Origin of the sequence: Streptomyces sp. CB01249 (assembly GCF_001905735.1) — a bacterium.
Taxonomy (GTDB): Bacteria; Actinomycetota; Actinomycetes; order Streptomycetales; family Streptomycetaceae; genus Streptomyces.
The window spans coordinates 718,426-742,888 of the sequence record NZ_LISW01000002.1; the positions used below are offsets into that span (position 1 = coordinate 718,426).

24 protein-coding genes are annotated in these 24,463 nt (G+C 72.3%); 10 read left to right on the top strand and 14 right to left on the bottom strand.

All coding sequences use genetic code 11. The features are described 5' to 3' along the window. Positions 1-3: 3 nt before the first annotated feature. The gene (locus AMK18_RS11735; protein ID WP_241836547.1) at positions 4-660 is read right to left on the bottom strand and encodes a uridine kinase family protein; all 657 of its coding nucleotides are present in this window, start codon (positions 658-660) and stop codon (positions 4-6) included. 140 nt (positions 661-800) lie between these two features. On the opposite strand from AMK18_RS11735, the gene AMK18_RS11740 reads away from it, so the two are divergent. Continuing rightward, the gene (locus AMK18_RS11740; protein ID WP_073862731.1) at positions 801-1,217 is read left to right on the top strand and encodes a hypothetical protein; all 417 of its coding nucleotides are present in this window, start codon (positions 801-803) and stop codon (positions 1,215-1,217) included. A gap of 59 nt (positions 1,218-1,276) precedes the next feature. Here the strand turns inward: AMK18_RS11740 and AMK18_RS11745 are convergent, their stop codons facing one another. The 3 genes from AMK18_RS11745 to deoC are packed head-to-tail and all read right to left on the bottom strand — an operon-like array spanning position 1,277 to position 4,585. After that, positions 1,277-2,176 carry an aldehyde dehydrogenase family protein gene (locus tag AMK18_RS11745; RefSeq protein WP_073862732.1) on the bottom strand — a complete coding sequence of 300 codons (900 nt, stop codon included), beginning with the start codon at positions 2,174-2,176 and terminating at the stop codon, positions 1,277-1,279. After that, positions 2,166-3,632 carry an aldehyde dehydrogenase family protein gene (locus AMK18_RS11750; RefSeq protein WP_073862733.1) on the bottom strand — a complete coding sequence of 489 codons (1,467 nt, stop codon included), beginning with the start codon at positions 3,630-3,632 and terminating at the stop codon, positions 2,166-2,168. The genes AMK18_RS11745 and AMK18_RS11750 overlap by 11 nt, the downstream gene beginning before the upstream one ends. Positions 3,633-3,637: 5 nt before the next feature. Further along, positions 3,638-4,585, bottom strand: a complete 948-nt coding sequence (deoC, locus tag AMK18_RS11755) for a deoxyribose-phosphate aldolase (protein WP_073862734.1) — start codon at positions 4,583-4,585, stop codon at positions 3,638-3,640. 135 nt (positions 4,586-4,720) lie between these two features. Here deoC and AMK18_RS11760 point away from each other — a divergent pair, with 135 nt between their 5' ends. Beyond that, positions 4,721-5,359, top strand: coding sequence for a PH domain-containing protein (locus AMK18_RS11760; RefSeq protein WP_018101041.1), 639 nt, complete (start codon positions 4,721-4,723; stop codon positions 5,357-5,359). Between the two features lie 20 nt (positions 5,360-5,379). Here the strand turns inward: AMK18_RS11760 and AMK18_RS11765 are convergent, their stop codons facing one another. Continuing rightward, on the bottom strand, positions 5,380-6,363 hold the full coding sequence (locus AMK18_RS11765; RefSeq protein WP_198956981.1) for a LuxR family transcriptional regulator: 984 nt from the start codon (positions 6,361-6,363) through the stop codon (positions 5,380-5,382). Positions 6,364-6,513: 150 nt separating this feature from the next. Here AMK18_RS11765 and AMK18_RS11770 point away from each other — a divergent pair, with 150 nt between their 5' ends. Then, positions 6,514-7,935 carry an aminopeptidase P family protein gene (locus AMK18_RS11770; RefSeq protein ID WP_073862736.1) on the top strand — a complete coding sequence of 474 codons (1,422 nt, stop codon included), beginning with the start codon at positions 6,514-6,516 and terminating at the stop codon, positions 7,933-7,935. A 37-nt stretch (positions 7,936-7,972) separates the two neighbouring features. On the opposite strand, the gene AMK18_RS11775 is transcribed toward AMK18_RS11770, so the two are convergent. The 3 genes from AMK18_RS11775 to AMK18_RS11785 all read right to left on the bottom strand — a co-directional run bounded on the left by AMK18_RS11775 (position 7,973) and on the right by AMK18_RS11785 (position 11,097). After that, on the bottom strand, positions 7,973-9,619 hold the full coding sequence (locus AMK18_RS11775; protein ID WP_073862737.1) for a phospho-sugar mutase: 1,647 nt from the start codon (positions 9,617-9,619) through the stop codon (positions 7,973-7,975). Between the two features lie 110 nt (positions 9,620-9,729). Continuing rightward, the gene (locus AMK18_RS11780) at positions 9,730-10,554 is read right to left on the bottom strand and encodes a purine-nucleoside phosphorylase (protein WP_018101037.1); all 825 of its coding nucleotides are present in this window, start codon (positions 10,552-10,554) and stop codon (positions 9,730-9,732) included. Between the two features lie 105 nt (positions 10,555-10,659). Continuing rightward, entirely contained in the window at positions 10,660-11,097 is a 438-nt protein-coding gene (locus tag AMK18_RS11785) for a gamma-glutamylcyclotransferase (protein WP_026171252.1), read from the bottom strand. Between the two features lie 261 nt (positions 11,098-11,358). On the opposite strand from AMK18_RS11785, the gene AMK18_RS11790 reads away from it, so the two are divergent. Then, complete coding sequence (locus tag AMK18_RS11790; RefSeq protein WP_018101035.1) at positions 11,359-12,798, top strand: NAD(P)H-quinone dehydrogenase; 1,440 nt, start codon at positions 11,359-11,361, stop codon at positions 12,796-12,798. Positions 12,799-12,963: 165 nt separating this feature from the next. Next, complete coding sequence (locus AMK18_RS11795; RefSeq protein ID WP_020207413.1) at positions 12,964-13,881, top strand: DeoR/GlpR family DNA-binding transcription regulator; 918 nt, start codon at positions 12,964-12,966, stop codon at positions 13,879-13,881. Between the two features lie 31 nt (positions 13,882-13,912). On the opposite strand, the gene AMK18_RS11800 is transcribed toward AMK18_RS11795, so the two are convergent. Both AMK18_RS11800 and AMK18_RS11805 read right to left on the bottom strand, forming a co-directional pair. Continuing rightward, positions 13,913-14,533, bottom strand: coding sequence for a TetR/AcrR family transcriptional regulator (locus tag AMK18_RS11800; protein WP_079199270.1), 621 nt, complete (start codon positions 14,531-14,533; stop codon positions 13,913-13,915). A 127-nt stretch (positions 14,534-14,660) separates the two neighbouring features. Further along, a complete protein-coding gene (locus tag AMK18_RS11805; protein ID WP_073862738.1) occupies positions 14,661-16,415 on the bottom strand; it encodes an acetyl/propionyl/methylcrotonyl-CoA carboxylase subunit alpha in 1,755 nt (584 codons plus the stop codon). 372 nt (positions 16,416-16,787) lie between these two features. Between AMK18_RS11805 and AMK18_RS11810 the strand changes: the two genes are divergently transcribed. Then, complete coding sequence (locus AMK18_RS11810; protein ID WP_073862739.1) at positions 16,788-17,255, top strand: hypothetical protein; 468 nt, start codon at positions 16,788-16,790, stop codon at positions 17,253-17,255. A 7-nt stretch (positions 17,256-17,262) separates the two neighbouring features. On the opposite strand, the gene AMK18_RS11815 is transcribed toward AMK18_RS11810, so the two are convergent. The 4 genes from AMK18_RS11815 to AMK18_RS11825 form a co-directional block, all read right to left on the bottom strand. Beyond that, positions 17,263-17,874, bottom strand: coding sequence for a Maf family protein (locus tag AMK18_RS11815; protein ID WP_073862740.1), 612 nt, complete (start codon positions 17,872-17,874; stop codon positions 17,263-17,265). Between the two features lie 76 nt (positions 17,875-17,950). Beyond that, complete coding sequence (gene mmpB, locus AMK18_RS35500; RefSeq protein ID WP_018101029.1) at positions 17,951-18,079, bottom strand: morphogenic membrane protein MmpB; 129 nt, start codon at positions 18,077-18,079, stop codon at positions 17,951-17,953. Positions 18,080-18,146: 67 nt separating this feature from the next. After that, on the bottom strand, positions 18,147-18,353 hold the full coding sequence (locus AMK18_RS11820) for an acyl-CoA carboxylase epsilon subunit (protein WP_073862741.1): 207 nt from the start codon (positions 18,351-18,353) through the stop codon (positions 18,147-18,149). Between the two features lie 14 nt (positions 18,354-18,367). Further along, a complete protein-coding gene (locus AMK18_RS11825) occupies positions 18,368-19,951 on the bottom strand; it encodes an acyl-CoA carboxylase subunit beta (protein ID WP_073862742.1) in 1,584 nt (527 codons plus the stop codon). 133 nt (positions 19,952-20,084) lie between these two features. On the opposite strand from AMK18_RS11825, the gene AMK18_RS11830 reads away from it, so the two are divergent. The 4 genes from AMK18_RS11830 to AMK18_RS11845 all read left to right on the top strand — a co-directional run bounded on the left by AMK18_RS11830 (position 20,085) and on the right by AMK18_RS11845 (position 24,425). Then, entirely contained in the window at positions 20,085-20,948 is an 864-nt protein-coding gene (locus tag AMK18_RS11830; RefSeq protein WP_073862743.1) for a biotin--[acetyl-CoA-carboxylase] ligase, read from the top strand. A gap of 125 nt (positions 20,949-21,073) precedes the next feature. Next, a complete protein-coding gene (locus AMK18_RS11835) occupies positions 21,074-22,255 on the top strand; it encodes an adenylate/guanylate cyclase domain-containing protein (protein WP_018101025.1) in 1,182 nt (393 codons plus the stop codon). Positions 22,256-22,345: 90 nt separating this feature from the next. Next, positions 22,346-23,158 (top strand): enoyl-CoA hydratase/isomerase family protein, encoded by an 813-nt coding sequence (locus AMK18_RS11840; RefSeq protein ID WP_018101024.1) that lies wholly within the window; start codon positions 22,346-22,348, stop codon positions 23,156-23,158. Between the two features lie 85 nt (positions 23,159-23,243). Next, entirely contained in the window at positions 23,244-24,425 is a 1,182-nt protein-coding gene (locus tag AMK18_RS11845) for a GGDEF domain-containing protein (RefSeq protein WP_073862744.1), read from the top strand. Positions 24,426-24,463 lie beyond the last annotated feature (38 nt).

Genomic DNA, 24,463 nt, shown 5'->3' on the forward strand with positions numbered 1-24,463 from the left:
TCCTCAATCGCCGGAGGGGCTCGATTTCGCCCCGGCAGGCGCCGGCAAACGGCACCGGCCCGCCGCAGCCGCCGCCAGGCGGCCCAACGCCTCCGGCTTCGCGCACGCGTGTGCGCCCAGCGCGACGTGGCGGGCCACGATGCGGCGTTCCGTACGCATCAGGCGCCAGCCCCTCCGCAGCAGGAACGGGACCGACTTGCGGCCCTCGCGGAGGTCGCGCAGGAGGCGGCGGCGGAAGGTCGTGGAGGGGCGGCCGCGCAGGCAGAGGGCGTCGGCCAGGAGGCCCAGGGACTGGCAGCGGTCGATGATGTCGGCCGCGAAGATGCCCTCGGCGACGAAGAGCGGGGTGCGCCCGATGTGCAGGACCTCGTGCCCGGTGCGGGAGCTGGTGGAGATGTCGTACACCGGGATGTCGGTGCGGCCGGTCCGGCAGAGCTCCGTGATCGCGGTGACCGCCGCGTCGGCGTCCCAGGAGCCCGGGGAGTCCCAGTCGATGTCCGTACTGCCGGTGACCAGCGGCAGGGTGGGGTCGTCGGCCTCCTTGTAGAAGTCGTCGAGCCGCAGCACCGGGAGGCCGGTGCGGGCGGCGAGGGACGACTTGCCGGAGCCGGAGGGGCCCGTCAACAGGACGACGCGGGTCGAAAGCGCTTGGGAACTCACAGGACACGAGTGTGAGGCATTGACCCGCACGTGGGACCCCCGGAGGTCTTGTTGGTATCGCGCATCACAACTCAACTACGCTGAGCGTTCGGTTGATTACGCGACCGATGGTTCGATCGGCTCGATCAGGTGGGAAATCCATGGCACGTCACGCACTTTCCAAGTCCCGGCGCCGCACCCTGCTGCGCGCAGGTCTGACCGTCACCGCGGTCGGCGCCGCACTCGGCGCGGGGGGTGCGGCGGCGCAGGCCGCCCCGCTGCCCGTCGTCCAGGAGACCGGGGCCGACGTCGGCCTCGCGGAGGCCACCGGGGCGGCCGGCGGCGCGGTCACCGGGGCGCTCGGGCAGTCGCTGGAGCACAGCGTCGCGCCCGTCACCCACCTGCGGCTCGACCCGCTGGCCGGCACCGGCACGGACCCGCTGGACAACGCGGTGGGCACCCAGATCGCCGACTTCAAGCCGCTCTCCACCGCGCTGGTCACCGACCCGCTGACGAGCGGCGGCGCCATCAAGGACCTGCCCGTCGTGGGTCCGGTCGTGGAGGGCCTGCGCGGCTGACAGCGGGACGGCCCGTTCCCCGGAGGCACCTCCGGGAAACGGGCCGTCGCCGTGTGCGGTCAGTACGAGGAGCCCGACGCGCCCAGCGCGCCCGTCGGGTGCCAGACCGTCTTGGTCTCCAGGAACGCCGTCAGGCGGTGCGTGCCCGGGTCGGCCGCCCAGTCGCCGTCGCCGTCCACAGCCTGTGGACGAGAAACGCGCTTCAGGTTGTCGGCCGCCGCGATCTCCAGCTCCTTCGCCAGCTCCGCGTCCGCACCCGTCAGGTCGATGCCGTTCACGTCCTGGTGGGCGGCGAGCGGCGCCGCGATCTCCGCGGTCTTCCCCGACAGGACGTTGACCACACCGCCCGGCAGGTCCGAGGTGGCCAGCACCTCGCCCAGCGACAGGGCGGGCAGCGGGGCCTTCGCGGAGGCCACCACGACCGCGGTGTTGCCGGCCGCGATCACCGGGGCGATCACCGAGACCAGGCCCAGGAACGAGGACTCCTGCGGCGCCAGGACCGTGACCACACCGGTCGGTTCGGGCGTCGACAGGTTGAAGAACGGGCCCGCGACCGGGTTCGCGCCGCCCACGACCTGGGCGATCTTGTCCGTCCAGCCCGCGTACCAGACCCAGCGGTCCACCGCCGCGTCGACGACGGCCGCCGCCTTGGACTTCGACAGGCCCTCCGCCTCGGCCACCTCGCGTACGAACTGCTCGCGGCGGCCCTCCAGCATCTCCGCGACGCGGTAGAGGATCTGGCCGCGGTTGTACGCGGTCGCGCCGGACCAGCCGCCGAACGCCTTGCGGGCGGCCACGACCGCGTCGCGCGCGTCCTTGCGGGAGGACTGGGGCGCGTTCGCCAGCCACTTGCCCTTCGAGTCCGTCACCTCGTACACCCGGCCGCTCTCGGAGCGGGGGAACTTGCCCCCGACGTACAGCTTGTAGGTCTTGAAGACGCTCAGACGGTTATCGGACATCGAGGTACGCCTCCAGGCCGTGACGGCCGCCTTCGCGGCCGAAGCCCGACTCCTTGTAACCGCCGAACGGCGAGGTCGGGTCGAACTTGTTGAACGTGTTGGCCCAGACGACGCCCGCCCGGAGCTTGTTCGCCACCGCGAGGATGCGCGAGCCCTTCTCCGTCCAGATGCCAGCCGACAGGCCGTACTGGCTGTTGTTCGCCTTGGCGACCGCCTCGTCCGGCGTACGGAACGACAGCACCGAGAGCACCGGGCCGAAGATCTCGTCGCGGGCGATCGTGTGCGCCTGGGTGACGTTGGTGAAGAGCGTCGGGGCGAACCAGTAACCGGCCGACGGCAGTTCGCACGGGGCGCTCCAGCGTTCCGCGCCCTCCGCCTCGCCGGTCTCCACCAGCGCGGTGATCCGGGCCAGCTGCTCGGAGGAGTTGATCGCGCCGATGTCCGTGTTCTTGTCCAGCGGGTCGCCGAGGCGCAGCGTGGACAGGCGGCGCTTCAGCGCGTCCAGCAGCTCGTCCTGGATCGACTCCTGGACCAGCAGCCGGGAGCCCGCGCAGCACACCTGGCCCTGGTTGAAGAAGATGCCGGTGACGATGCCCTCGACGGCCTGGTCGATCGGGGCGTCGTCGAAGACGATGTTGGCGCCCTTGCCGCCCAGCTCCAGCGTGACCTTCTTGTCCGTCCCCGCGACGCTCCGGGCGATGGCCTTGCCGACGGCGGTCGAACCGGTGAACGCGACCTTATTGACGTCCCCGTGCTCCACGAGCGCCTGGCCCGCGTCGCCGTACCCCGTCAGGATGTTCACGACGCCCTTGGGCAGGCCCGCCTGGCGGCAGATGTCCGCGAAGAACAGCGCGGACAGCGGCGTCGTCTCGGCGGGCTTCAGGACGACCGTGTTGCCCGTGGCGAGCGCCGGGGCGATCTTCCACGCGAGCATCAGCAGCGGGAAGTTCCACGGGATGACCTGGCCGGCCACGCCCAGCGGGCGCGGGTTCGGGCCGGCGTTTCCGTCTGTCGTCCTCCGGCCGAACCCCGCGTGGTCCAGCTTGTCGGCCCAGCCCGCGTAGTAGAAGAAGTGCGCGGCGACCAGCGGGAGGTCCGCGTCGCGGGTCTCCTTGATCGGCTTGCCGTTGTCCAGGGTCTCCAGGACGGCCAGCTCGCGGGAGCGCTCCTGGATGATCCGGGCGATCCGGAACAGGTACTTGGCGCGCTCGGAGCCGGGCAGCGCCGACCACTTCTCGAACGCGCGGCGGGCCGCCTTCACGGCCCGGTCCACGTCGTCGGCGCCGGCCCGGGCGACCTCGGACAGCACCTCCTCGGAGGACGGGCTGACCGTCTTGAAGACCTTGCCGTCGGCCGCGTCGGTGAACTCACCGTCGATGAACAGGCCGTACGAGGGGGCGATGTCGACGACGGAACGGGACTCCGGCGCCGGTGCGTACTCGAATGCGGATGCCATGGGTATCAGTCCACCGTCACGTAATCGGGGCCGGAGTAACGGCCGGTGCTGAGCTTCTGGCGCTGCATCAGCAGGTCGTTCAGCAGGCTGGAGGCGCCGAAGCGGAACCAGTGGTTGTCCAGCCAGTCCTCGCCCGCCGTCTCGTTGACCAGCACGAGGAACTTGATCGCGTCCTTCGAGGTGCGGATGCCACCGGCCGGCTTCACGCCGATCTGGACGCCGGTCTGCGCGCGGAAGTCGCGCACCGCCTCCAGCATCAGCAGGGTGTTCGCGGGCGTGGCGTTCGTCCCGATCTTGCCGGTCGAGGTCTTGATGAAGTCCGCGCCGGCCAGCATCCCGAGCCAGGAGGCCCGCCGGATGTTGTCGTACGTGGACAGCTCACCGGTCTCGAAGATCACCTTGAGCCGGGCGGACCCGCACTCCGCCTTCACGGCGAGGATCTCCTCGTACACCTTCAGATAGCGGCCGGCCAGGAACGCGCCCCGGTCGATCACCATGTCGATCTCGTCGGCCCCGGCCGCCACGGCGTCCCGGACGTCCGCGAGCTTCACGTCGAGCGCGGCGCGCCCGGCGGGGAAGGCCGTCGCCACGGACGCCACCTTCACGCCGGAGCCGGCCAGGGCGGCGGCGGCGGTGGCCGCCATGTCGGGGTAGACGCAGACCGCGGCGGTGCGCGGGGTCGTGCGGTCGGTGGGGTCGGGGTTGACGGCCTTGGCGGCGAGGGCCCGGACCTTGCCGGGGGTGTCCGCGCCTTCGAGCGTCGTCAGGTCGATCATCGAGATGGCGAGGTCGATGGCGTACGCCTTGGCCGTCGTCTTGATCGACCTGGTTCCGAGGGCGGCGGCACGCGCTTCGAGGCCGACCGCGTCGACGCCGGGCAGCCCGTGCAGGAAGCGGCGCAGCGCACTGTCGGACGCCGTCGCGTCGGCGAATGCGGGGAGGGTGGTGGGCATGGTCACCACATGAGCATATCTACGCGCGTAGCGACCTGTACAGGGACCCAGGTCACCGGAGGTTCCCGCACCGCGCCCCCACCGCGGGCGAAGCCGCCACCGCGCCCCCGCGCCGCGTCAGGCACAATCGGGCTCATGACGAGCCCCACGCCTGCCGACGAGCCCACCTACGCCGACCGGACCTTCCGGTCGCCCGCCGGGCTGGCCGGCGGCATCCTGCTCCTCGTGCTCGTCTGCGGGATCGGCGGCGACGCCCTGCTCCGGGGCGACGGCCGGGTGCCGTGGATGGCGCTCGCCGGCATGCTGACCGCCGTGCCCGTGATCGTCGCCTTCACGCTGCGCCCGGTGGTCGCCGCGAACGACGCCCGCATCCGCATCCGCAACCCCTTCCGCACGGTCACGCTGCCGTGGAGCGACGTGGCCGACGTACGGGCCGGTTATTCGAGCGAGCTCTTCACGAACGACGGCAAGAAGTTCCAGCTCTGGGCCGTCCCCGTCTCGCTGCGGCAGCGCAAGAAGGCCGCCCGCCAGCAGTCCCGGCAGGCGATGGACGACCCGTACCGGCGTACGTCCACGATCGCCGACGTACGCAACACCAAGGCCCGCACCGCGGCCGCCGACCAGACCGTCGCGGACCTGCGCGAGCTGTCCGAGCGGGCCGGTGACAAGCCCGTGGCCGACGCCCCCGCCGCCTCGGTGCGCTGGGCGTACGAGGTCATCGCCCCGGCCGTCGTCGGCGCGGTGCTGCTCGTGGTGCTCGGCGCGACCGGCTGACGTCCAAGGCCCCCGGACGCTCACAGCCAGCCCTGGCGCTGCGCCTGCAAGGCCAGCTGGAAGCGGTTCGTGGCGCCCAGCCTGGCCATCAGGACCTGCAACCGACGGAACAGCGTGCGGCGGCTGACGCCCAGCTCGCGCGCGATCACCTCGTCGCTCGTGCCGCCCGCCAGCAGCCACAGCAGCCGCCGGTCCGCGGGCGCCAGCCCGCCCGGGCGCGTCGTCCGGCCGCTGAACGGCAGCGCGTTCTGCCAGTACTGCTCGAACAGCGCGATGAGCGCCGAGAGCAGTCCGCACGGCTGCACGACCAGCATCGTGTTGTGCACGTCCGCCTCCCGGATCGACAGCGACACCAGCGCCGACGCGTCATCGATGATCACCAGCTTCACCGGCACCGCGGGCGCCACCCGGGCCTGCTCCCCGGCCCGGACGCACGGCTCGATGACGTCCTTCAGATGCCCGGGGTGCTCCAGGGACTCCCGCGAGTACACGACGCGCTGCGTCACCCCGCGCGCGAGTGTGGCCAGCGCGTCCTCGGTCGCCCCGGGCAGCGGTACGTACGGCGGCGACTCCAGCTGCCGGATCTGCTCCCGCGCGCTCGCCCACGCCCGGCGGATCCTCGGCCCGACCGCCTCGCCGGTCACGGACTCGACCAGATGGTCGTTGTACGCGGCGAGCCGCTGCCGCCGGAACGACTCGAAGGCGCCCCCGACCGCGATCCGGGACTCCTCGACCGCGCTCGCCCGCTGCCGGACCAGGATCTCCAGACCGTCGCCCGGCGGGACCGGGGCGACCACGTCCGCGCTGGTGCCCGCGCCGCTGACCAGCCCCGCGTCCGCCAGCTCCCCGTACGCCGCCGACAGCGCGGGGGCGTCCAGACCGGCCGCCCGGCCGATCACGGTCAGGGGAGCGGGCGCCAGGTCGAGCAGCGCCTGATAGACCCGGGCCGCCGCCTCGCCGATCCCGAGGAGCCGAAGGGCGTCGGCCAGCTTCGCGTTCGTCATGTACGGCATTGTCCGCCGGGAAGGAGGCGCGGTGGTGGCCGATCGGTGCCACTGGCACAGCCGTGCACCCGTGCGCCCCTGGCGGCGATAGCTTCCGGGTGCCGTCGGTGAGGACCCGGCGGTCCCACACCTGCACAGAGGGAGCATGACGTGGCGAAAGGCCGGAAGAACGGGCTCTACACCGAGATCACCGAGGAACTCTCCGCGCTGATGCGGACCGGGTGGGCGGACACCGAACGGCACGACCTCGTACCCGACGAGCAGGCTCCTCATGCCGCCGCCCGGCGCGCCAGGCTCTCCGCGCGCTTCCCCGGCGAACGCCTCGTCATTCCGTCCGGGAACCTCAAAACCCGGTCGAACGACGACGACTACCCCTTCCGGCCCTACTCCGGCTACGTCCACATGACCGGCGACCAGGCCCGCGACGGCGCCCTCGTCCTGGAACCCCGGGCGGACGGCGGCCACGACGCCTACTGCTTCCAGCTGCCGCGCGACAGCCGGGACAACGACGAGTTCTGGACCGGGGCCACGGCCGAGCTGTGGACGGGGCGACGCCGCACGCTCGCCGAGTCCGCGCGCGTCCTGGGGCTGCCCTGCCGCGACGTCCGCACGGCGGCCGAGGCGCTGGCCGCAGGCGCGGCGGGTGGCTCGGTGCCGACCCGGATCGTCCGGGGCATCGATCCGGCCCTGGAACGGGCGGTCGCCACCGACGAGGAGCGCGACGCGGAGCTGGCGGAGGCGCTGAGCGACCTCCGGCTCGTCAAGGACGCGTGGGAGATCGGCGAGATGCGCAAGGCCGTCGGCTCCACCGTGCGCGGCTTCACCGACGCGATCGCCGACCTGTCCACAGCCGTGGCGACCTCGGAGCGGTGGATCGAGGGCACGTTCTTCCGCCGCGCCCGCCTGGAGGGCAACGCCGTCGGCTACGGCTCCATCTGCGCCGCCGGCGACCACGCGACGATCATGCACTGGACGGACAACGACGGCCCCGTGCGCCCCGGCGACCTGCTCCTGTTCGACGCGGGCGTGGAGACCCGCACCCTCTACACCGCCGACGTCACGCGCACCCTGCCCGTCAGCGGCACGTTCACCCCGCTTCAGCGCAAGGTCTACGACGCGGTGTACGAGGCGCAGGAGGCGGGCATGGCCGCGGTGAAGCCGGGCGCCCACTACCGCGACTTCCACGAGGCCGCGCAGCGCCATCTCACCGCCCGGCTCGTGGAGTGGGGCTTCATCGAGGGCCCGGCCGAGCGGGCCTACGCACTCGGCCTCCAGCGCCGCTTCACCATGGCGGGCACCGGCCACATGCTCGGCCTGGACGTCCACGACTGCGCCCGGGCGCGCAACGAGGCGTACGTCGACGGGGTGCTGGAGCCGGGCATGGTGCTGACCGTCGAGCCCGGGCTGTACTTCCAGCCGGACGACCTGACGGTCCCGGAGGAGTGGCGCGGCATTGGCGTCCGCATCGAGGACGACCTCGTCGTGACGGACTCCGGCCATGAGAACCTGTCGGCCGGGCTGCCGCGCTCGGCGGACGAGGTCGAGGCGTGGATGGCGCGCGTGGCGGGCTGAGCGGAGGGCGGCCGGGCCGGGCCCCGGCCGCCCCGTCTCAGATGCCCGCCGCTGCCGCCAGGTCCCGCTTGATGCCGGTCAGCAGCTCCGTGGCGCGGGCGCGGGCGGTCGGCAGCGCGTCGGCGGAGCCCACCGGCACGACGACCTCCAGGTAGCACTTCAGCTTCGGCTCGGTGCCGCTCGGGCGGACGATCACCCGGGCGCCGTCGAGCGTGTAGCGCAGCCCGTCCGTCGGCGGCAGCCGGTCCGTGCCCCGCGACAGGTCCTCGGCCGAGGTCACGGGCAGCCCCGCCAGGGCGGCCGGCGGCTGCTCGCGCAGGCGGCGCATCGCGTCCGCGATGACCGACAGGTCCTCGACCCGCACCGACAGCTGGTCGGTGGCGTGCAGCCCGTGTTCGAGCGCGAGGTCGTCCAGCAGGTCCAGGAGCGTGCGCCCCTGCTCCTTCAGTACGGAGGCGAGCTCGGCGACGAGCAGCGCGGCCGTGATGCCGTCCTTGTCGCGGACGCCGTCCGGGTCCACGCAGTAGCCGAGCGCCTCCTCGTACCCGTAACGCAGCCCCTCGACGCGGGCGATCCACTTGAAGCCCGTCAGGGTCTCCTCGTAGCCCAGGCCCGCCTTCTCGGCGATCCGGCCCAGCAGCGAGGACGAGACGATCGACTCCGCGAACACGCCGGTCGCGCCCCGGCGCACCAGGTGCGCGGCGAGCAGCGCGCCCGTCTCGTCGCCCCGCAGCATCCGCCAGCCGCCGTCCGCCGCCGGGTCCGGCACAGCGACGGCGCAGCGGTCCGCGTCCGGGTCGTTCGCGATGACGAGATCCGGTTTCGCGCGGCGCGCGGTGGTGAACGCGAGGTCCATCGCGCCGGGCTCCTCCGGATTGGGGAAGGCCACGGTAGGGAACGCGGGGTCCGGCTCGGCCTGCTCCGCGACGAGCACCGGGGCCGGGAAGCCGGCCCGGTCGAACGCGGCGGTGAGCACGGAGGTGCCGACACCGTGCATCGCGGTGTACACGGTGCGGGCGGTGCGCGGCGACTCCGCGTCGAGCACCGCGTCCGTCCGCGCCAGGTACGCCTCCAGGACCTCCTCGCCCAGGGTCTCCCAGCCGGACTCCGGGCGGTCCACGGTGTCCAGCGGGCCGACCGCGGCGATGGCCGCGGCGATCTCGCCGTCCGCCGGCGGCACGATCTGCGAGCCGTCGCCGAGGTAGACCTTGTAGCCGTTGTCACGGGGCGGGTTGTGGCTGGCGGTCACCTCGACGCCGGCGACGGCGCCCAGGTGCCTTATGGCGTACGCCAGCACGGGGGTGGGCAGCGGGCGGGGGAGGACCGCCGCGCGCAGGCCCGCGCCCGTCATCACCGCGGCGGTGTCCCGCGCGAAGTCGGCGGACTTGTAGCGGGCGTCGTAGCCGATGACGACGAGACCGCCGGTCTGTCCCTGGTCCTTCAGGTACGCGGCGAGGCCGGCGGCGGCGCGGATGACCACGGAGCGGTTCATGCGCATCGGGCCCGCGCCGAGCTCGCCCCGCAGTCCGGCGGTGCCGAACTGGAGGGTGCCCGCGAAGCGGGTGGTGAGCTCTGCGGTGTCCTCGGCGGCGATGAGCTTGGCGAGCTCTTCGCGGGTGTCGGGGTCGGGGTCCTCCGCGAGCCAGGCGCCGGCACGGGCGAGGAGGTCCGGGGGTGTCGTCACGGGGTGCCTTTCGTGTGCGGTGCGCTGGTGGCCGCGCGCGGCCAAATCAAGCCCCTCCGGCGATTGAGGAGCGGGGGCACGGGGGCAGCGCCCCGCAAGGTGCCGCAGGCTCAGATCCGGTCCAGCACCCGCGCCAGCAGGGACCCCATCCGCGTCGCGGAATCGCGGCCCGCCTGAAGGACCTCCTCATGGTTCAGCGGCTCCCCGCTCAACCCCGCGGCCAGGTTCGTCACCAGGGACAGCCCGAGGACCTCCGCCCCCGCCTCCCGGGCGGCAATCGCTTCCAGGACCGTGGACATGCCGACCAGGTCGCCGCCCATGACGCGGACCATGTTGATCTCGGCCGGAGTCTCGTAGTGCGGGCCGGGGAACTGGACGTACACGCCCTCTTCGAGCGTCTCGTCCACCTCCTTGCACAGCGCGCGCAGGCGCGGCGAGTACAGGTCGGTGAGGTCCACGAAGTTCGCGCCGATGATCGGCGAGGCCGCCGTCAGGTTGATGTGGTCGCTGATCAGGACCGGCTGCCCGGGGCGCATGCCCTCCCGCAGGCCGCCGCAGCCGTTCGTCAGGATGACCGTCCGGCACCCCGCGGCGACCGCTGTGCGGACCCCGTGCGCGACGGCGGCGACGCCGCGGCCCTCGTAGTAGTGCGTGCGGCCCAGGAACACCAGGGCCCGCTTGTCGCCGATCACGTGCGAGCGGATCGTGCCGCCGTGGCCCTCGACGGCGGGCGCCGGGAAGCCGGGCAGGGCCGTCACCGGGAACTCGGCCGCCGGAACGCCGAGCGCGGCAGCGGCCGGCGCCCAGCCGGAGCCCATCACGAGGGCGACGTCGTGAGTCTCGGCACCGGTCAGCTCGCGCAGGCGGGCGGCGGCGTCGGCGGCGGCGGCGTGCGGGTCGCCCTGGATGTGGTCCGGAATAAGTGATGCGTTCACGCGGACGAGCGTAACCGCTGAACCCCTACGCGCGTAGATGCCCCTGTACAGAGTCTGGCGGGAATCGTTCGTGTGTTCCGACAATCGGGTCGGCGGCCGGGCCCCTCAGCAGGGGCGCTTGCGCAGTTCCATCACGTAGTCGTGGGGCGCGCCCGCCGATTCCGCCGCGTCCGCAATCTCGCCGAGATAGCGGGCGGACGGCAGGCCGCCCTCGTAACCGTTCAGCACATAGATCCAGGCCGGCTCCTCGCCGTCCAGGGTGTGCACCCGGATCCGCATGCGGCGGTAGATGTCGAGGCCGACGCCCTCCCAGCGGTCCATGGAGTCCTCGTCCATGGGGGCCAGGTCGTACAGGGCGACGAAGACCTGCGAGCGAGGCGCCTCCACCACGGTGGCCAGCGCGCCCTCCCAGCCCATCTGCTCCCCGCCGAAGGTCAGCCGCCAGCCGTTCAGCCAGCCGGTCCCGCGCAGCGGTGAGTGCGGGGCGCGGCGCGTCATCAGCCGCGCGTCGAGGTTGCCGGCGTACGCGGCGTAGAGCGACATGGGATCGAGGGTACGGGAGGTGGCGGCGGGCATGCCGGTTCCTGTGAGGAACGACCCCCGGGGGGAGGCGGGAACGAGGCGGCCGAGTCCGCCGCGCGCGTGCGCCGTGCGCCCCGGCGCACGTATGGAGGGCCCCGGGGAGAAGCACCTTGGCGCGTGCGGGACAATGAAGTACGTACTGCATTCCCCCGGGGCGATCCCCCGGACCCCCGGCCGGGGCAGCAGACGGCCGTGGGACGAGAAACGCGAGGCGGACTTTTCGTGACCCGGATCGTGATCATCGGCGGCGGACCCGGCGGGTACGAGGCGGCCCTGGTGGGTGCCCAGCTCGGCGCGGAGGTGACCGTCGTCGACTGCGACGGCCTCGGCGGCGCGTCCGTCCTCACCGACTGCGTGCCCTCGAAGACCCTGATCGCGACGGCCGAGGTGATGACCACCTTCGACTCCTCGTACGAGGAGCTGGGCATCATCGTCGCGGACGACACCCCGCACATAGAGCAGGCCGCGCGTGTGGTCGGCGTCGACCTGGGGAAGGTCAACCGCCGCGTGAAGCGCCTGGCGCTCGCCCAGTCGCACGACATCACCGCCTCCGTCACCCGCGCCGGCGCCCGCGTCATGCGCGGCCGCGGCCGTCTGGAGGGCCTTCAGGCCGCCGACGGCTCCCGCCAGGTCGTCGTCACGGCCGCCGACGGTACGGAGGAGACGCTCACCGCGGACGCCGTGCTCATCGCGACCGGCGGGCACCCCCGCGAGATCCCGGACGCGCAGCCGGACGGCGAGCGCATCCTGAACTGGACCCAGGTCTACGACCTGGACGAGCTGCCGCAGGAGCTCATCGTCGTCGGTTCCGGTGTGACCGGTGCCGAGTTCGCCGGCGCCTACCAGGCCCTCGGCTCCCGCGTCACCCTCGTCTCGTCCCGCGACCGGGTGCTCCCCGGCGAGGACCCGGACGCGGCGGCCGTCCTGGAGGACGTGTTCCGGCGGCGCGGCATGAACGTCATGGCTCGCTCCCGCGCCCAGTCCGCCAAGCGCGTCGGCGACCGGGTCGAGGTGACCCTCGCCGACGGCCGGGTCATCTCCGGCACGCACTGCCTGATGGCCGTCGGCGCCATCCCGAACACCGCGGGCATGGGCCTGGAGGAGGCCGGCGTCCGGCTCAAGGACTCCGGGCACATCTGGACCGACAAGGTCTCCCGTACCAGCGCCCCCGGCGTCTACGCGGCGGGTGACGTCACCGGCATCTTCGCGCTCGCCTCCGTCGCCGCCATGCAGGGCCGCATCGCGATGTACCACTTCCTGGGCGACGCGGTGGCCCCGCTGGACCTCAAGACGGTCTCCTCGAACGTCTTCACCGACCCGGAGATCGCCACCGTCGGCTACACCCAGGCGGACGTCGACGCGGGCAAGATCGAGGCGCTGGTCGTCAAGCTGCCGCTGCTGCGCAACCCGCGCGCGAAGATGCAGGGCATCCGGGACGGCTTCGTCAAGATCTTCTGTCGCCCCGGCACCGGCATCGTGGTCGGCGGCTGTGTCGTCGCGCCCCGGGCGAGCGAGCTGATCCATCCGATCTCGATCGCGGTCGACAACAATCTGACGGTCGACCAGATCGCAAACACCTTCACTGTGTACCCGTCCCTGTCGGGATCGATCGCCGAAGTGGCCCGCCAGTTGCACAGCCGTAAGCGCACGGGCGGGGCGTGACCGCTGTTCGATCAGGAGACGACAACAAGGCGACCTCCTATATCACTTGGTGACCGCCTGTGTGTACAACTTCTGCTATTCGGCGCAAACTGCTGAAAAGTCTCGCGCGGTCACGTTACTGTCAGTTTCGTGTTCGCTGCAGAACGTCGTCAGTTGATCCTCGAAATGGTGCGCGCCAACGGGGCGGTATCGCTCCGTGAGCTCGCCCGCGTCGTCCAGACCTCCGAAGTGACCGTACGGCGGGACGTGCGGGCACTGGAGGCAGAAGGACTCCTCGACCGCCGGCATGGCGGTGCGGTCTTGCCGGGCGGTTTTACGCGGGAGTCCGGCTTTCCGCAGAAATCCCATCTCGCCACCGCGGAGAAAACGGCCATCGCCGACCTGGCCGCCGGCCTGGTCGAAGAAGGCGAGGCCATCGTCGTCGGTGCCGGTACGACCACGCAGGAGCTGGCCCGCCGGCTCGCGCGCGTCCCCGGCCTGACCGTCGTCACCAACTCGCTGCTCGTCGCCCAGGCGCTGGCCCATGCCAACCGGGTGGAGGTGGTGATGACCGGAGGCACCCTGCGTGGCTCCAACTACGCCCTGGTGGGCAGCGGGGCCGAGCAGTCCCTCCAGGGGCTGCGGGTCTCCCGCGCGTTCCTGTCCGGGAGCGGGCTCACCGCCGAGCGCGGGCTCTCCACGTCCAACATGCTCTCCGCGAGCGTGGACCGGGCGCTGGTGCAGGCCGCGGCGGAGGTGGTGGTCCTCGCGGACCACACGAAGCTCGGTTCCGACACGATGTTCCAGACCGTGCCGACGGATCTCATCACCCATCTGGTGACGGACGAGCCCGCCGCGCATGACGACCGGTCGGCGGCGGAGTTGCAGGCGCTGGCGGATCAGGGCGTACGGATCGCTGTCGCGGGGGGCGGGGCGGCGTCTTCCGCCGCCGCGGACCCGGGGGCGGGTGGGAGGCCCTCCGCCCGGCGCGAGATGCCGTTGCCCGGGCAGCGGCGTACGCAGGGGCAGCCGTTGCGGGCGCTCGGGGAGGCGGGGGCCGGTGAGCGGGATCGGGCGCGGGTGGCGGACCTGCGGCGGCGGTAGCTCGGGGGCGCTGCCCCCGGACCCCCGCTCCTCAATCGCCGGAGGGGCTTGATGTGCCGTCGTCGGAGGGGCCTGGAGTAAGCCCTCGTAGCGTCAGCTTCAGCAGGCGGTTTGCCAGTTCCGGGTCGTCCGGGGACTGTTCCGCTGCCAGGGCGATCGCGTTGGTCAGTTGCATCAGGTCGTCTATCGAGACGTCCGGGCGGACCGCGCCCGACGACTGGGCGCGGGTCAGGAGCGTCGAACCCGCCTCGCGCAGCGGGGTGTTGCAGCGCGCCAGGGCCGAACTCTCGTCGCGGCACGTGGACATGAGGGCCTGGGCCAGGCCGCGGTACTCGCCCGCGTGGGTGACGATCGCGCCCAGCCACTCCACCAGCGCGGCGCACGGCCGATCCGCGCCCGCGAGTTCGCGGGAGCGGGTGATCAGGGCGGTCACCGCCTCCTGGAAGACCGCGCTCATCAGGGCGTGCCGGGTCGGGAAGTGGCGGTACAGCGTGCCGATGCCCACCCCCGCGCGCCGGGCGATGTCCTCCAGGGACGCGTCGGTGCCGTGTTCCGCGAAGGCGGTACGGGCCTCCGCCAGCAGCCGGCCGTAGTTGCGGCGCGCGTCGGCACGCATGGGCCGGGCCGACGTCCCTGCCGTACTCATCGCCATGGTGCGGTCCCTCCTGTCTCCCCGGTCTCCAGGATGCCATCGCGCGGGCGGCCTCCGTTCCCCGAATGCGCCGGTGCCCCGGTCACGTCCGAGGACATGACCGGGGCACCGGCGGGAAAGACGCGGGTCAGTCCTTGATCTCGCAGATGACGGCGCCCGAGGAGATCGAGCTGCCGACCTCGGCGGCCAGGCTCTTGACCGTGCCGGAGCGGTGCGCGTTGAGCGGCTGCTCCATCTTCATGGCTTCGAGGACGACGATGAGGTCGCCTTCCTTGACTTCCTGGCCTTCTTCGACGGCGATCTTGACGATGGTGCCCTGCATGGGGGAGGCGAGGGTGTCGCCGGAGACGGCCGAGCCGGACTTCTTGGCCGCGCGGCGCTTGGGCTTGGCGCCCGCCGCGAGCCCGGTACGGGCCAGGCTCATCCCGAGCGAGGAGGGCAGCGAGACCTCCAGGCGCTTGCCACCGACCTCCACGACGACCGTCTCGCGACCGGCCTCGTCATCCGCGTCCGCCTCGGCGGGGGCGGCGAACGGCTTGATCTCGTTGACGAACTCCGTCTCGATCCACCGGGTGTGGACCCGGAACGGGTCGGCGGTGAACGCCGGGTCCACCACGACCGCACGGTGGAACGGGATGGCGGTGGCCATGCCCTCGACGTGGAACTCCGCCAGGGCGCGGGCCGCGCGCTGCAGCGCCTGCTCACGCGTCGCACCCGTCACGATCAGCTTCGCCAGCAGCGAGTCCCACGCCGGGCCGATGACCGAGCCGGACTCCACGCCCGCGTCCAGCCGGACGCCGGGGCCGCTCGGGGCTTCGAACTTGGTGACGGTGCCGGGGGCGGGGAGGAAGCCGCGGCCCGGGTCCTCGCCGTTGATCCGGAACTCGAAGGAGTGACCGCGCGAGGCGGGGTCGTCGTAGCCGAGTTCCTCGCCGTCGGCGATCCGGAACATCTCACGGACCAGGTCGATACCGGAGACCTCCTCGGTCACCGGGTGCTCCACCTGCAGGCGGGTGTTGACCTCCAGGAAGGAGATCGTGCCGTCCATACCGACCAGGAACTCGACCGTGCCGGCGCCGACGTAGCCGGCCTCCTTCAGGATCGCCTTGGAGGCCGCGTACAGCTCCGCGTTCTGCGCATCCGACAGGAAGGGGGCCGGGGCCTCCTCCACCAGCTTCTGATGACGCCGTTGCAGCGAGCAGTCACGGGTGGAGACGACGACCACGTTGCCGTGCGTGTCGGCCAGGCACTGCGTCTCCACGTGCCGGGGCTTGTCGAGGTAGCGCTCGACAAAGCACTCCCCGCGCCCGAACGCCGCAACGGCCTCGCGGACGGCGGAGTCGTACAGCTCCGGGATCTCCTCCAGCGTCCGCGCGACCTTCAGCCCGCGCCCGCCGCCGCCGAAGGCGGCCTTGATCGCGATCGGCAGCCCGTGCTCCTGAGCGAACGCGACGACCTCGGCGGAACCGGCCACCGGGTCCGGGGTGCCCGCGACGAGCGGGGCACCGGCGCGCTGCGCGATATGACGGGCGGCGACCTTGTCACCCAGGTCCCGGATCGCGTGCGGCGGCGGACCGATCCACGTCAGACCCGCGTCCAGCACCGCCTGGGCGAACTCGGCGTTCTCCGAGAGGAAGCCGTACCCCGGGTGGATCGCGTCCGCACCCGAGTCCTTGGCAGCCTGGAGCACCTTGGCGATGTCCAGATAACTGGCCGCCGGGGTGTCACCGCCCAGAGCGAATGCCTCGTCGGCCGCACGGACGTGCAGAGCGTCACGGTCCGGGTCGGCGTAAACGGCCACGCTCCCGATCCCCGCGTCCCGGCAGGCCCGAGCAACACGGACAGCAATTTCGCCACGGTTGGCGATGAGCACCTTGCGCACGATGGCTCCCTCCTTGAAACAAGCTGAGTTTAGGGACAACCCACACGGTCCTACGACCCGCCCCCAATGGTGAGCTTGCCCACACGGAGTGTGATTCGAGGTGTGCTCGAGTCGCGAAATCCCTTGTGCCACCACGGTACGCCGGGTTCTGAAACCGCACAGTAGCGACCAGGTGTGGCCCAGGTCTCTATCGCCACGAGCAGCGACTTACGGTGATTCTTTGTGGAGTTCCCACTAAGGGGTGGGCAATTCTTTGCCCGACCCACGAAAGCGCGGAGAAGGAGGGGTGCGTCCGGGTTGCGCACAGCTCTTGTCGTGGCCATTACCGGTTAGTAGGGTCCGCGCTATTGCACGTACTGCTGGTAACAGGGGGTGAGTGTCGTGGTGCGCAGGCTGGTCGCCTTCTTGGCCGCGCTCGTGCTGGCCGTGGAGGCCGTGGGGATCGTGATCATCAACGTGGTCCTGGGCACGGTCGTGAAGAACCAGGACATGTCCCTCGCCGGTACGGACCCCGAGGCGATGTCCAAGGGCACCTGGGTGCTCGGCGGGGTCTCCGGGGTCTTCCTGCTCCTGTGCGCCGTGCTGCTCGTGGTGGCGGGAATCCGCGACCGGGGCCCGGGGCGCGTCGGCCGGATCGTGCTGATCTGCTGCGCGGTCGTCCACGGCGTGCTCGGCGCGCTGACGGTCGGACTCGTCGGCTGGACGGCGTTCGCCTGCATGATGGTGACGCTCGCCCTGATCGTGCTCGTCCTGGTGGCGTACGGTGCCGAGCCGGCCGCCCGGTCCGGGAAGGCCGCTCCCGAGGCGGCCGGGCCCGAGCCGGAGCCCGAGCCGGCCTGATCCCCGCTCAGGCCCAGAGGTCGGTGATCTCGACACCGAGCTCGCCCAGCAGGCGGCGCAGCAGCGGCAGCGAGAGCCCGATGACGTTGCCCGGGTCGCCCTCGATGGAGTCCACGAACGGCGCCGAGCGCCCGTCCAGGGTGAAGGCGCCCGCCACGTACAGCGGTTCGCCGGAGGCCACGTAGGCGGCGATCTCGGCGTCCGTCGGCTCTCCGAAGTTCACCGTGGTGGACGCCGTCCGCGAGACCGTGCGGCCGGTCGTGGTGTCCGTCAGGCTGTGCCCGGTCTGCAGGACCCCGGCGCGGCCGCGCATCGCCTTCCAGCGGGCGGTGGCCTCCTCGGCGTCGGCGGGCTTGCCGAGCGCCTGTCCGTCGAGCTCCAGCACCGAATCGCAGCCGATGACCAGGGCGCCGGCGGCCTCGGGGAGCGCGGCGACGACGGCCGCCTTGGCCTGGGCGAGGACGAGGGCGAGTTCTGCGGGAGTGTCTGCGGTGAGGGCGTCCTCGTCGACGCCGCTGACGATCACCTCCGGGGCGAGGCCGGCTTGGCGGAGCAGGCCGAGGCGGGCCGGGGAGGCGGAGGCGAGTACGAAGCGGCGGGGTGCGGTCATGCGCGCCATCGTACGGACGCGGGCCGTTGCGGGGGCGCTGCCCCCGGGCCCCCGCTCCTCAATCGCCGGAGGGGCTTGGAACGCCTCAGCGCGTACCGAGTACGAACATCGCGACGACCATCGCCAGGGCCAGGATCAACCCTGCTCGGCGCATCATCGTTTCCGCGTCGCGGAGTTCCTTGGGGGGCTTGTTCTCGGGGTCGGACCAGAGCATGACTCGATCCTGCTGCGGGAGGCCCGGGCGGCGCCTGAGTACGCGTACTCAACCGCCGCCCCAGGCGTTACGCGGGCCAGTACGTACGGGCCCAGGCGCGGGGGCCCGGCAGGTGGCGGGCGCGTCGGGCCAGGCGGCTCGGGTGGGACCAGCCGGCCGGGGGTTCCGGGGTGTTGGACGGCACCGCGGACACCGCGGCGGCACGGGCCTGAACCACCGCGAGCGCGGCGGCCAGTTCCTCCGGGGTCGGGTTGCCCCGTACGACCTTGATCATGGCCAGGACCCTTTCTAGAGGGGGATGTTGCCGTGCTTCTTGGGCGGCAGGGACTCGCGCTTGGTGCGGAGCTGGCGCAGGCCCTTGACCACGTGGGCCCGGGTGTCGGACGGCATGATCACCGCGTCCACGTACCCGCGTTCGGCCGCCACGTACGGGTTGAGGAGCGTGTCCTCGTAGTCCGCGATCAGTTCGGCGCGCGTGGCGTCCTGATCCTCGGCGGCGGCGATCGTGCGGCGGTGCAGGATGTTCACCGCGCCCTGCGCGCCCATGACGGCGATCTGCGCGGTCGGCCAGGCGAGGTTGATGTCGGCGCCCAGGTGCTTGGAGCCCATCACGTCGTACGCGCCGCCGAACGCCTTGCGCGTGATCACCGTGATCAGCGGGACCGTCGCCTCCGCGTACGCGTAGATCAGCTTGGCGCCGCGCCGGATGATGCCGCCGTACTCCTGGTCGACGCCCGGCAGGAAGCCGGGCACGTCCACGAAGGTCAGCACCGGCACGTTGAACGCGTCGCAGGTGCGGACGAAACGCGCCGCCTTCTCACTGGCGTTGATGTCCAGGCAGCCGGCGAACTGCATCGGCTGGTTGGCGACGATGCCGACGGGGTAGCCCTCGACGCGGCCGAAGCCCGTGACGATGTTCGGCGCGAACAGGGCCTGGGTCTCCAGGAACTCGCCGTCGTCCAGCACGTGCTCGATCGCGGTGTGCATGTCGTACGGCTGGTTCGCCGAGTCCGGGATGAGCGTGTCCAGCTCGCGGTCCTCGTTGCTCACCGTCAGGTCCGCCTCCTCCGGGAAGGCCGGGGCCTCCGAGAGGTTGTTCGACGGGAGGTAGGACAGCAGCGACTTGACGTACTCGATGGCGTCCTTCTCGTCGCCCGCCATGTGGTGCGCGACGCCCGAGGTGGTGTTGTGCGTACGGGCTCCGCCCAGATCCTCGAAGCCGACGTCCTCACCGGTCACCGTCTTGATGACGTCGGGACCCGTGATGAACATGTGCGAGGTCTGGTCGACCATCACCGTGAAGTCGGTGATCGCGGGGGAGTACACCGCGCCGCCCGCGCACGGGCCGACGATCAGCGAGATCTGCGGGATCACACCCGAGGCGTGCACATTGCGCCGGAAGATCTCCGCGAAGAGCCCCAGCGCCGCCACGCCCTCCTGGATGCGGGCGCCGCCGCCGTCGTTGATGCCGATGACCGGGCAGCCGGTCTTCAGCGCGAAGTCCATCACCTTGACGATCTTCTCACCGTAGACCTCGCCCAGCGAGCCGCCGAAGATGGTGAAGTCCTGCGAGTACACGCAGACGGGACGGCCGTCGACCGTGCCGTAGCCGGTGACGACGCCGTCCCCGTACGGCCGGTTCTTCTCGATGCCGAAGTTGGTCGAGCGGTGCCGGGCGAACTCGTCGAGCTCCACGAAGGAACCCTCGTCGAGCAGCAGCTCCACGCGCTCGCGCGCCGTCAGCTTGCCCTTCGCGTGCTGCTTCTCCACCGCGCGCGCCGACCCGGCGTGGGTCGCCTCTTCGATACGGCGCTGCAGGTCCGCGAGCTTGCCCGCGGTCGTGTGGATGTCGGTCTCTTCCGGCTCGGACATCGGGTGGCGGCTCCCTGCCTGGTCACGGGGACGACTTGGCTGCTGATCTGCTGACGAACAGCTACTGAGCCGTAGCGTATCGGCGCGGATACGGTTCGGCAGTGCGTCCTTTGACACACCTAGGGTGGCTTGCATGACACCTTCGGATGCGCCACAGAGCCGTTGGTCGGACCTCGACCGGCCGCCCCTCAACGTCCCCGCGCTGCGCCGCGGACTGCTGCGGCCCGGCTCGCTGTGGACCGCCCTCGACGTGGTCGAGTCGACCGGCTCCACCAACACCGATCTCGCCGGGCGCGCCGCGGGTCTCGCCGAGGGCACGGTCCTCGTCGCCGAGGAGCAGACCGCCGGGCGCGGCCGCCTGGAGCGCACCTGGACCGCCCCGGCGCGCTCGGGCCTGTTCTTCTCCGTCTACCTGACCCCCGGGGACGTGCCCGCTGAGCGCTGGGGCTGGCTGCCGCTGCTCACCGGCGTCGCCGCCGCGACCGGCCTGGCCCGCGCCGCGGGCGTGGACATGGCCCTGAAGTGGCCCAACGACCTGCTCGTCTCGGTCGATGGGGAGGAGCGCAAGACAGGCGGCATCCTCGCGGAGCGGGCCGGCGACGGCGTCGTCATCGGCATCGGCCTCAACGTCTCGCTGCGCGCCGACGAGCTCCCCGCCCCCACCGCCGCCTCGCTCGCCCTGGCCGGCGCGGTCTCCACCGACCGCGAGACGTTGCTGCGGGGCGTCCTGCGGTCCCTGGAGCACTGGTACGGGCTCTGGCGCGACGCGGACGGCGACGCGGCGGCGAGCGGGGTGCAGGAGGCGTACGCGGCGGGCTGCGCGACCCTCGGCAAGGCCGTACGGGCCCAGCTGCCCGGCGACCGCACGCTCACCGGGGAGGCGGTCGCCGTCGACGGGGACGGCCGGCTCGTCCTGGCCACGGACGGCGGACTGCGCGAACCGGTCTCCGCGGGCGACATCGTGCACCTGAGGGGCGCGGCGGGCGGCCTGACCTGAACCGGCGCCGCCCGCGCACCGTGCCCTGAGGACGTGAGGTAGGGCACACCTGCCGTATCGTTGAGGTGATCCACCGACGGACAGATCGGCAGGGCAGTGCGCAGGGAACGGGCAGGAGGCGGCTGGTGACCGTCGACGACACGACCTCCGGCGATGGAGAGCAGCAGTCGTCGGACTCCTCGGTGCACGCCACACCGCACCACGAAGTCGACCACACGGCCGAGCCGACCGACGACCCCCTCGCGATCCGGCTGGAACAGCTGATCCTGGGCGCCGACCGTCGCTACACGCCGTTCCAGGCGGCCCGCACGGCCGGCGTCTCCATGGACCTGGCCTCCCGCTTCTGGCGGGCCATGGGCTTCGCGGACATCGGCCAGGCCAAGGCGCTCACCGAGGCCGACGTGCTGGCCCTGCGGCGGCTCTCCGGTCTCGTGGAGGCCGGGCTGCTCAGCGAGCCGATGGCGATCCAGGTCGCCCGGTCGACCGGGCAGACCACCGCCCGGCTGGCCGAATGGCAGATCGACTCCTTCCTGGAGGGGCTGACCGAGCCCCCCGAGCCCGGCATGACCCGCACCGAGGTCACGTACCCCTTGGTCGAACTGCTCCTGCCCGAGCTGGAGGAGTTCCTGGTGTACGTGTGGCGGCGTCAGCTCGCCGCCGCCACGGGCCGGGTCGTGCAGGCGGCCGACGACGACGAGATGGTCGACCGGCGCCTGGCCGTGGGCTTCGCGGACCTGGTCGGCTTCACCCGGCTCACCCGCCGCCTGGAGGAGGAGGAGCTCGGCGAGCTGGTCGAGTCCTTCGAGACCACCTGCGCCGACCTGGTCGCGGCGCACGGCGGCCGGCTCATCAAGACCCTCGGCGACGAGGTCCTGTTCGCCGCCGACGACGCGGGCACCGCCGCCGAGATCGCGCTGCGCCTGGTCGAGGCGATGACCGTGGACGAGACCATGCCGGCGCTCCGGGTCGGCATCGCCTTCGGCACGGTCACCACCCGGATGGGCGATGTCTTCGGCACCACGGTGAACCTGGCCAGCCGGCTCACGTCGATAGCGCCCAAGGACGCGGTGCTGGTCGACGGGGCGTTCGCCGAGGAGCTGACGCGTACGGGCGACGCCCCGGTCTCCGAGGCGCGCGCGGCCGAGGAGGCCGCCGCGGCGGCGGAGCGGGCCGCGAAGGAGGGCCCGGACGCGGAGGTGGTCCCGGTGCCGAAGTACCGCTACGGGCTCCAGCCGATGTGGCAGCGCCCGGTCCGCGGCCTCGGCGTGGTCGAACCCTGGCTGCTGGCCCGGCGCGGCGGCTCCTGACCGGCCCGTCCCGCATCCGTTCCGCACACCCTTTCGGGGGAGAGCTCTAGGATCCCTTCGGTAACGCTCGTTAACCGACAGGGGTGCAGCATGACCGTCACGTCCGAGCAGCGGTACGGGGAGTTCGTCGTCGTCCGGGGCCACGAGGGCCTCGATCACGTCGCCGAGCTGGTTCTCGACCGGCCGAAGGCCATGAACGCGGTGTCCACGGACATGGCCCGCTCGATCGCCGCCGCCTGCGACGCGCTCGCCGCCGACCGGGACGTACGCGTCACCGTCCTGACCTCCAGCCATGAACGGGCGTTCTGCGTGGGCGCGGACCTCAAGGAGCGCAACTCCTTCTCCGACGCCGACCTGGTGCGCCAGCGGCCCACCGCGCGCGCCGCCTACACCGGCGTCCTTGAGCTGCCGATGCCGACGATCGCCGCCGTGCACGGCTTCGCCCTGGGCGGGGGCTTCGAACTGGCCCTGTCCTGCGACCTGATCGTCGCCGACCCGACCGCCCTGGTGGGCCTGCCCGAGGTCTCCGTCGGCGTCATCCCGGGCGGCGGCGGCACCCAGCTGCTGCCCCGCCGGGTCGGGGCCGCGCGCGCCGCCGAGCTGATCTTCAGCGCCCGCCGGGTGCACGGCCCCGAGGCGCGGGAGCTGGGCCTGGTGGACGAGCTGGTGGCGGAGGGCGAGGACCGGACCGAGGCGCTGGCGCTGGCCGGCCGGATCGCCGCGCACTCGCCGGTCGGGCTGCGGGCGGCCAAGCGGGCGCTGCGGCTGGGGCACGGGCTCGACCTGCGGGCCGGCCTTGAGGTCGAGGACTCCGCGTGGCGGTCGGTGGCCTTCTCCGGGGACCGGGCGGAGGGCGTGGCCGCGTTCAACGAGAAGCGGAAGCCGAACTGGCCGGGGGAGTGACCCTGAGTGCCCGATTCCGGGCGGATCGATCACGCTCCGGAGTCGCCGAGTGATCACCGGGGCCATATCGCCCTAAACTGGCGCAATGGGTGGTGACGACGCACGACTGCGCGCCGTGGTCTCGCTGGCGCAGACGATGGCCGCGGCGCAGACGCCCCGGGGGTGCTGGCGAGCTGCCGCCCTGGGGGCCTGCGAGGCGCTGGGCGGCAGCTTCGCCGCGCTCTCGGTCTGGGAGCGCGACCGGGGCCGGCTGAGGGTCCTGGTCAACGCGGGTGAGCGGGCCGAGGGCGAGGAGGAGTTCCCCGAGGAGGAGGTCTATCCGGTCCACCGGTTCCCGGAGATCACCGAGTTCCTGCACGAGCGGTGGGCCGGGGGCGGCGAGCCGGACGCCTGGGTGGAGACCGCCGAGGGCCCCGTGGACGGCGGGCCGGGGCGGCGGGCGGCGGCCGGTGCGCACGGGTACGGGCCCGGCTACTGCCACCAGCGGGTGGCGGCGCTGCGCCGGCGCGGGCGGGGCTGCTGCGTGGTCGCGCCGATCGTGCTGCACGGGCGGGCCTGGGGCGAGCTGTACGTTGCGCGGCCGGTGGGCGAGTCGGTCTTCGGGCGCGCGGACGCCGATTTCGCGACGGTGCTGGCCGCCGTGGTGGCCGCCGGGCTCGCCCAGACCGAGCGCCTGGAGGAGGTCCGCAAGCTGGCCTTCACGGACCCGCTGACCGGCCTCGCCAACCGCAGGGCCGTCGATGTGCGGCTGGACGAGGCGCTGGAGGCGCACCGGACGGAGGGTGTGGTGGTCAGCCTGGTCGTCTGCGACCTGAACGGGCTGAAGTGGGTCAACGACACCCATGGCCACGCGGTGGGCGACCGGCTGCTGGAACGTTTCGGCTCGGTGCTGTCGCGGTGCGGGGCCATACTGCCCGGCGCGCTGGCGGCCCGGCTGGGCGGCGACGAGTTCTGCCTGCTGGCCGTGGGGCCCGGGGCGGACGAGGTGGTCGCCGTCGCCACCGAACTGTGCGAGCGGGCGGCCGGTCTGGAGTTCGGCAACGGGGTCGCCTGCGGGATCGCGTCCACCGGTGACGAGATCGGGCCCGTGGTCTCGGCCCGGCGGCTGTTCCGGCTGGCGGACGCGGCGCAGTACCGGGCGAAGGCGGCCCGCTCGGACCGCCCGGTGGTGGCGGGGCGCGACGACGAGGTCATCCGGCTGGCGGACTCCCCGCCGAAGTCCCCGCACGACCGCCGCCGCCTGCGCGGCAATCCGCCCGAGCACTGACCCGTACGAACGGTACGCGCGTCGGGGTCGGCTCAGGA

Coding starts and splice junctions, on each gene's coding strand:
- AMK18_RS11760 (WP_018101041.1), top strand. CDS start 4,721: ATGACGAGCCCCACGCCTGCCGACGAGCCCACCTACGCCGACCGGACC.
- AMK18_RS11815 (WP_073862740.1), bottom strand. CDS start 17,874: ATGGCGCGCATGACCGCACCCCGCCGCTTCGTACTCGCCTCCGCCTCC.
- AMK18_RS11750 (WP_073862733.1), bottom strand. CDS start 3,632: ATGGCATCCGCATTCGAGTACGCACCGGCGCCGGAGTCCCGTTCCGTC.
- deoC (WP_073862734.1), bottom strand. CDS start 4,585: ATGCCCACCACCCTCCCCGCATTCGCCGACGCGACGGCGTCCGACAGT.
- AMK18_RS11830 (WP_073862743.1), top strand. CDS start 20,085: ATGACACCTTCGGATGCGCCACAGAGCCGTTGGTCGGACCTCGACCGG.
- AMK18_RS11825 (WP_073862742.1), bottom strand. CDS start 19,951: ATGTCCGAGCCGGAAGAGACCGACATCCACACGACCGCGGGCAAGCTC.
- AMK18_RS11745 (WP_073862732.1), bottom strand. CDS start 2,176: ATGTCCGATAACCGTCTGAGCGTCTTCAAGACCTACAAGCTGTACGTC.
- AMK18_RS11820 (WP_073862741.1), bottom strand. CDS start 18,353: ATGATCAAGGTCGTACGGGGCAACCCGACCCCGGAGGAACTGGCCGCC.
- AMK18_RS11845 (WP_073862744.1), top strand. CDS start 23,244: ATGGGTGGTGACGACGCACGACTGCGCGCCGTGGTCTCGCTGGCGCAG.
- AMK18_RS11840 (WP_018101024.1), top strand. CDS start 22,346: ATGACCGTCACGTCCGAGCAGCGGTACGGGGAGTTCGTCGTCGTCCGG.
- AMK18_RS11740 (WP_073862731.1), top strand. CDS start 801: ATGGCACGTCACGCACTTTCCAAGTCCCGGCGCCGCACCCTGCTGCGC.
- AMK18_RS11785 (WP_026171252.1), bottom strand. CDS start 11,097: ATGTCGCTCTACGCCGCGTACGCCGGCAACCTCGACGCGCGGCTGATG.
- AMK18_RS11800 (WP_079199270.1), bottom strand. CDS start 14,533: ATGGCGATGAGTACGGCAGGGACGTCGGCCCGGCCCATGCGTGCCGAC.
- AMK18_RS11795 (WP_020207413.1), top strand. CDS start 12,964: ATGGTGCGCGCCAACGGGGCGGTATCGCTCCGTGAGCTCGCCCGCGTC.
- mmpB (WP_018101029.1), bottom strand. CDS start 18,079: ATGCTCTGGTCCGACCCCGAGAACAAGCCCCCCAAGGAACTCCGCGAC.
- AMK18_RS11765 (WP_198956981.1), bottom strand. CDS start 6,363: ATGACGAACGCGAAGCTGGCCGACGCCCTTCGGCTCCTCGGGATCGGC.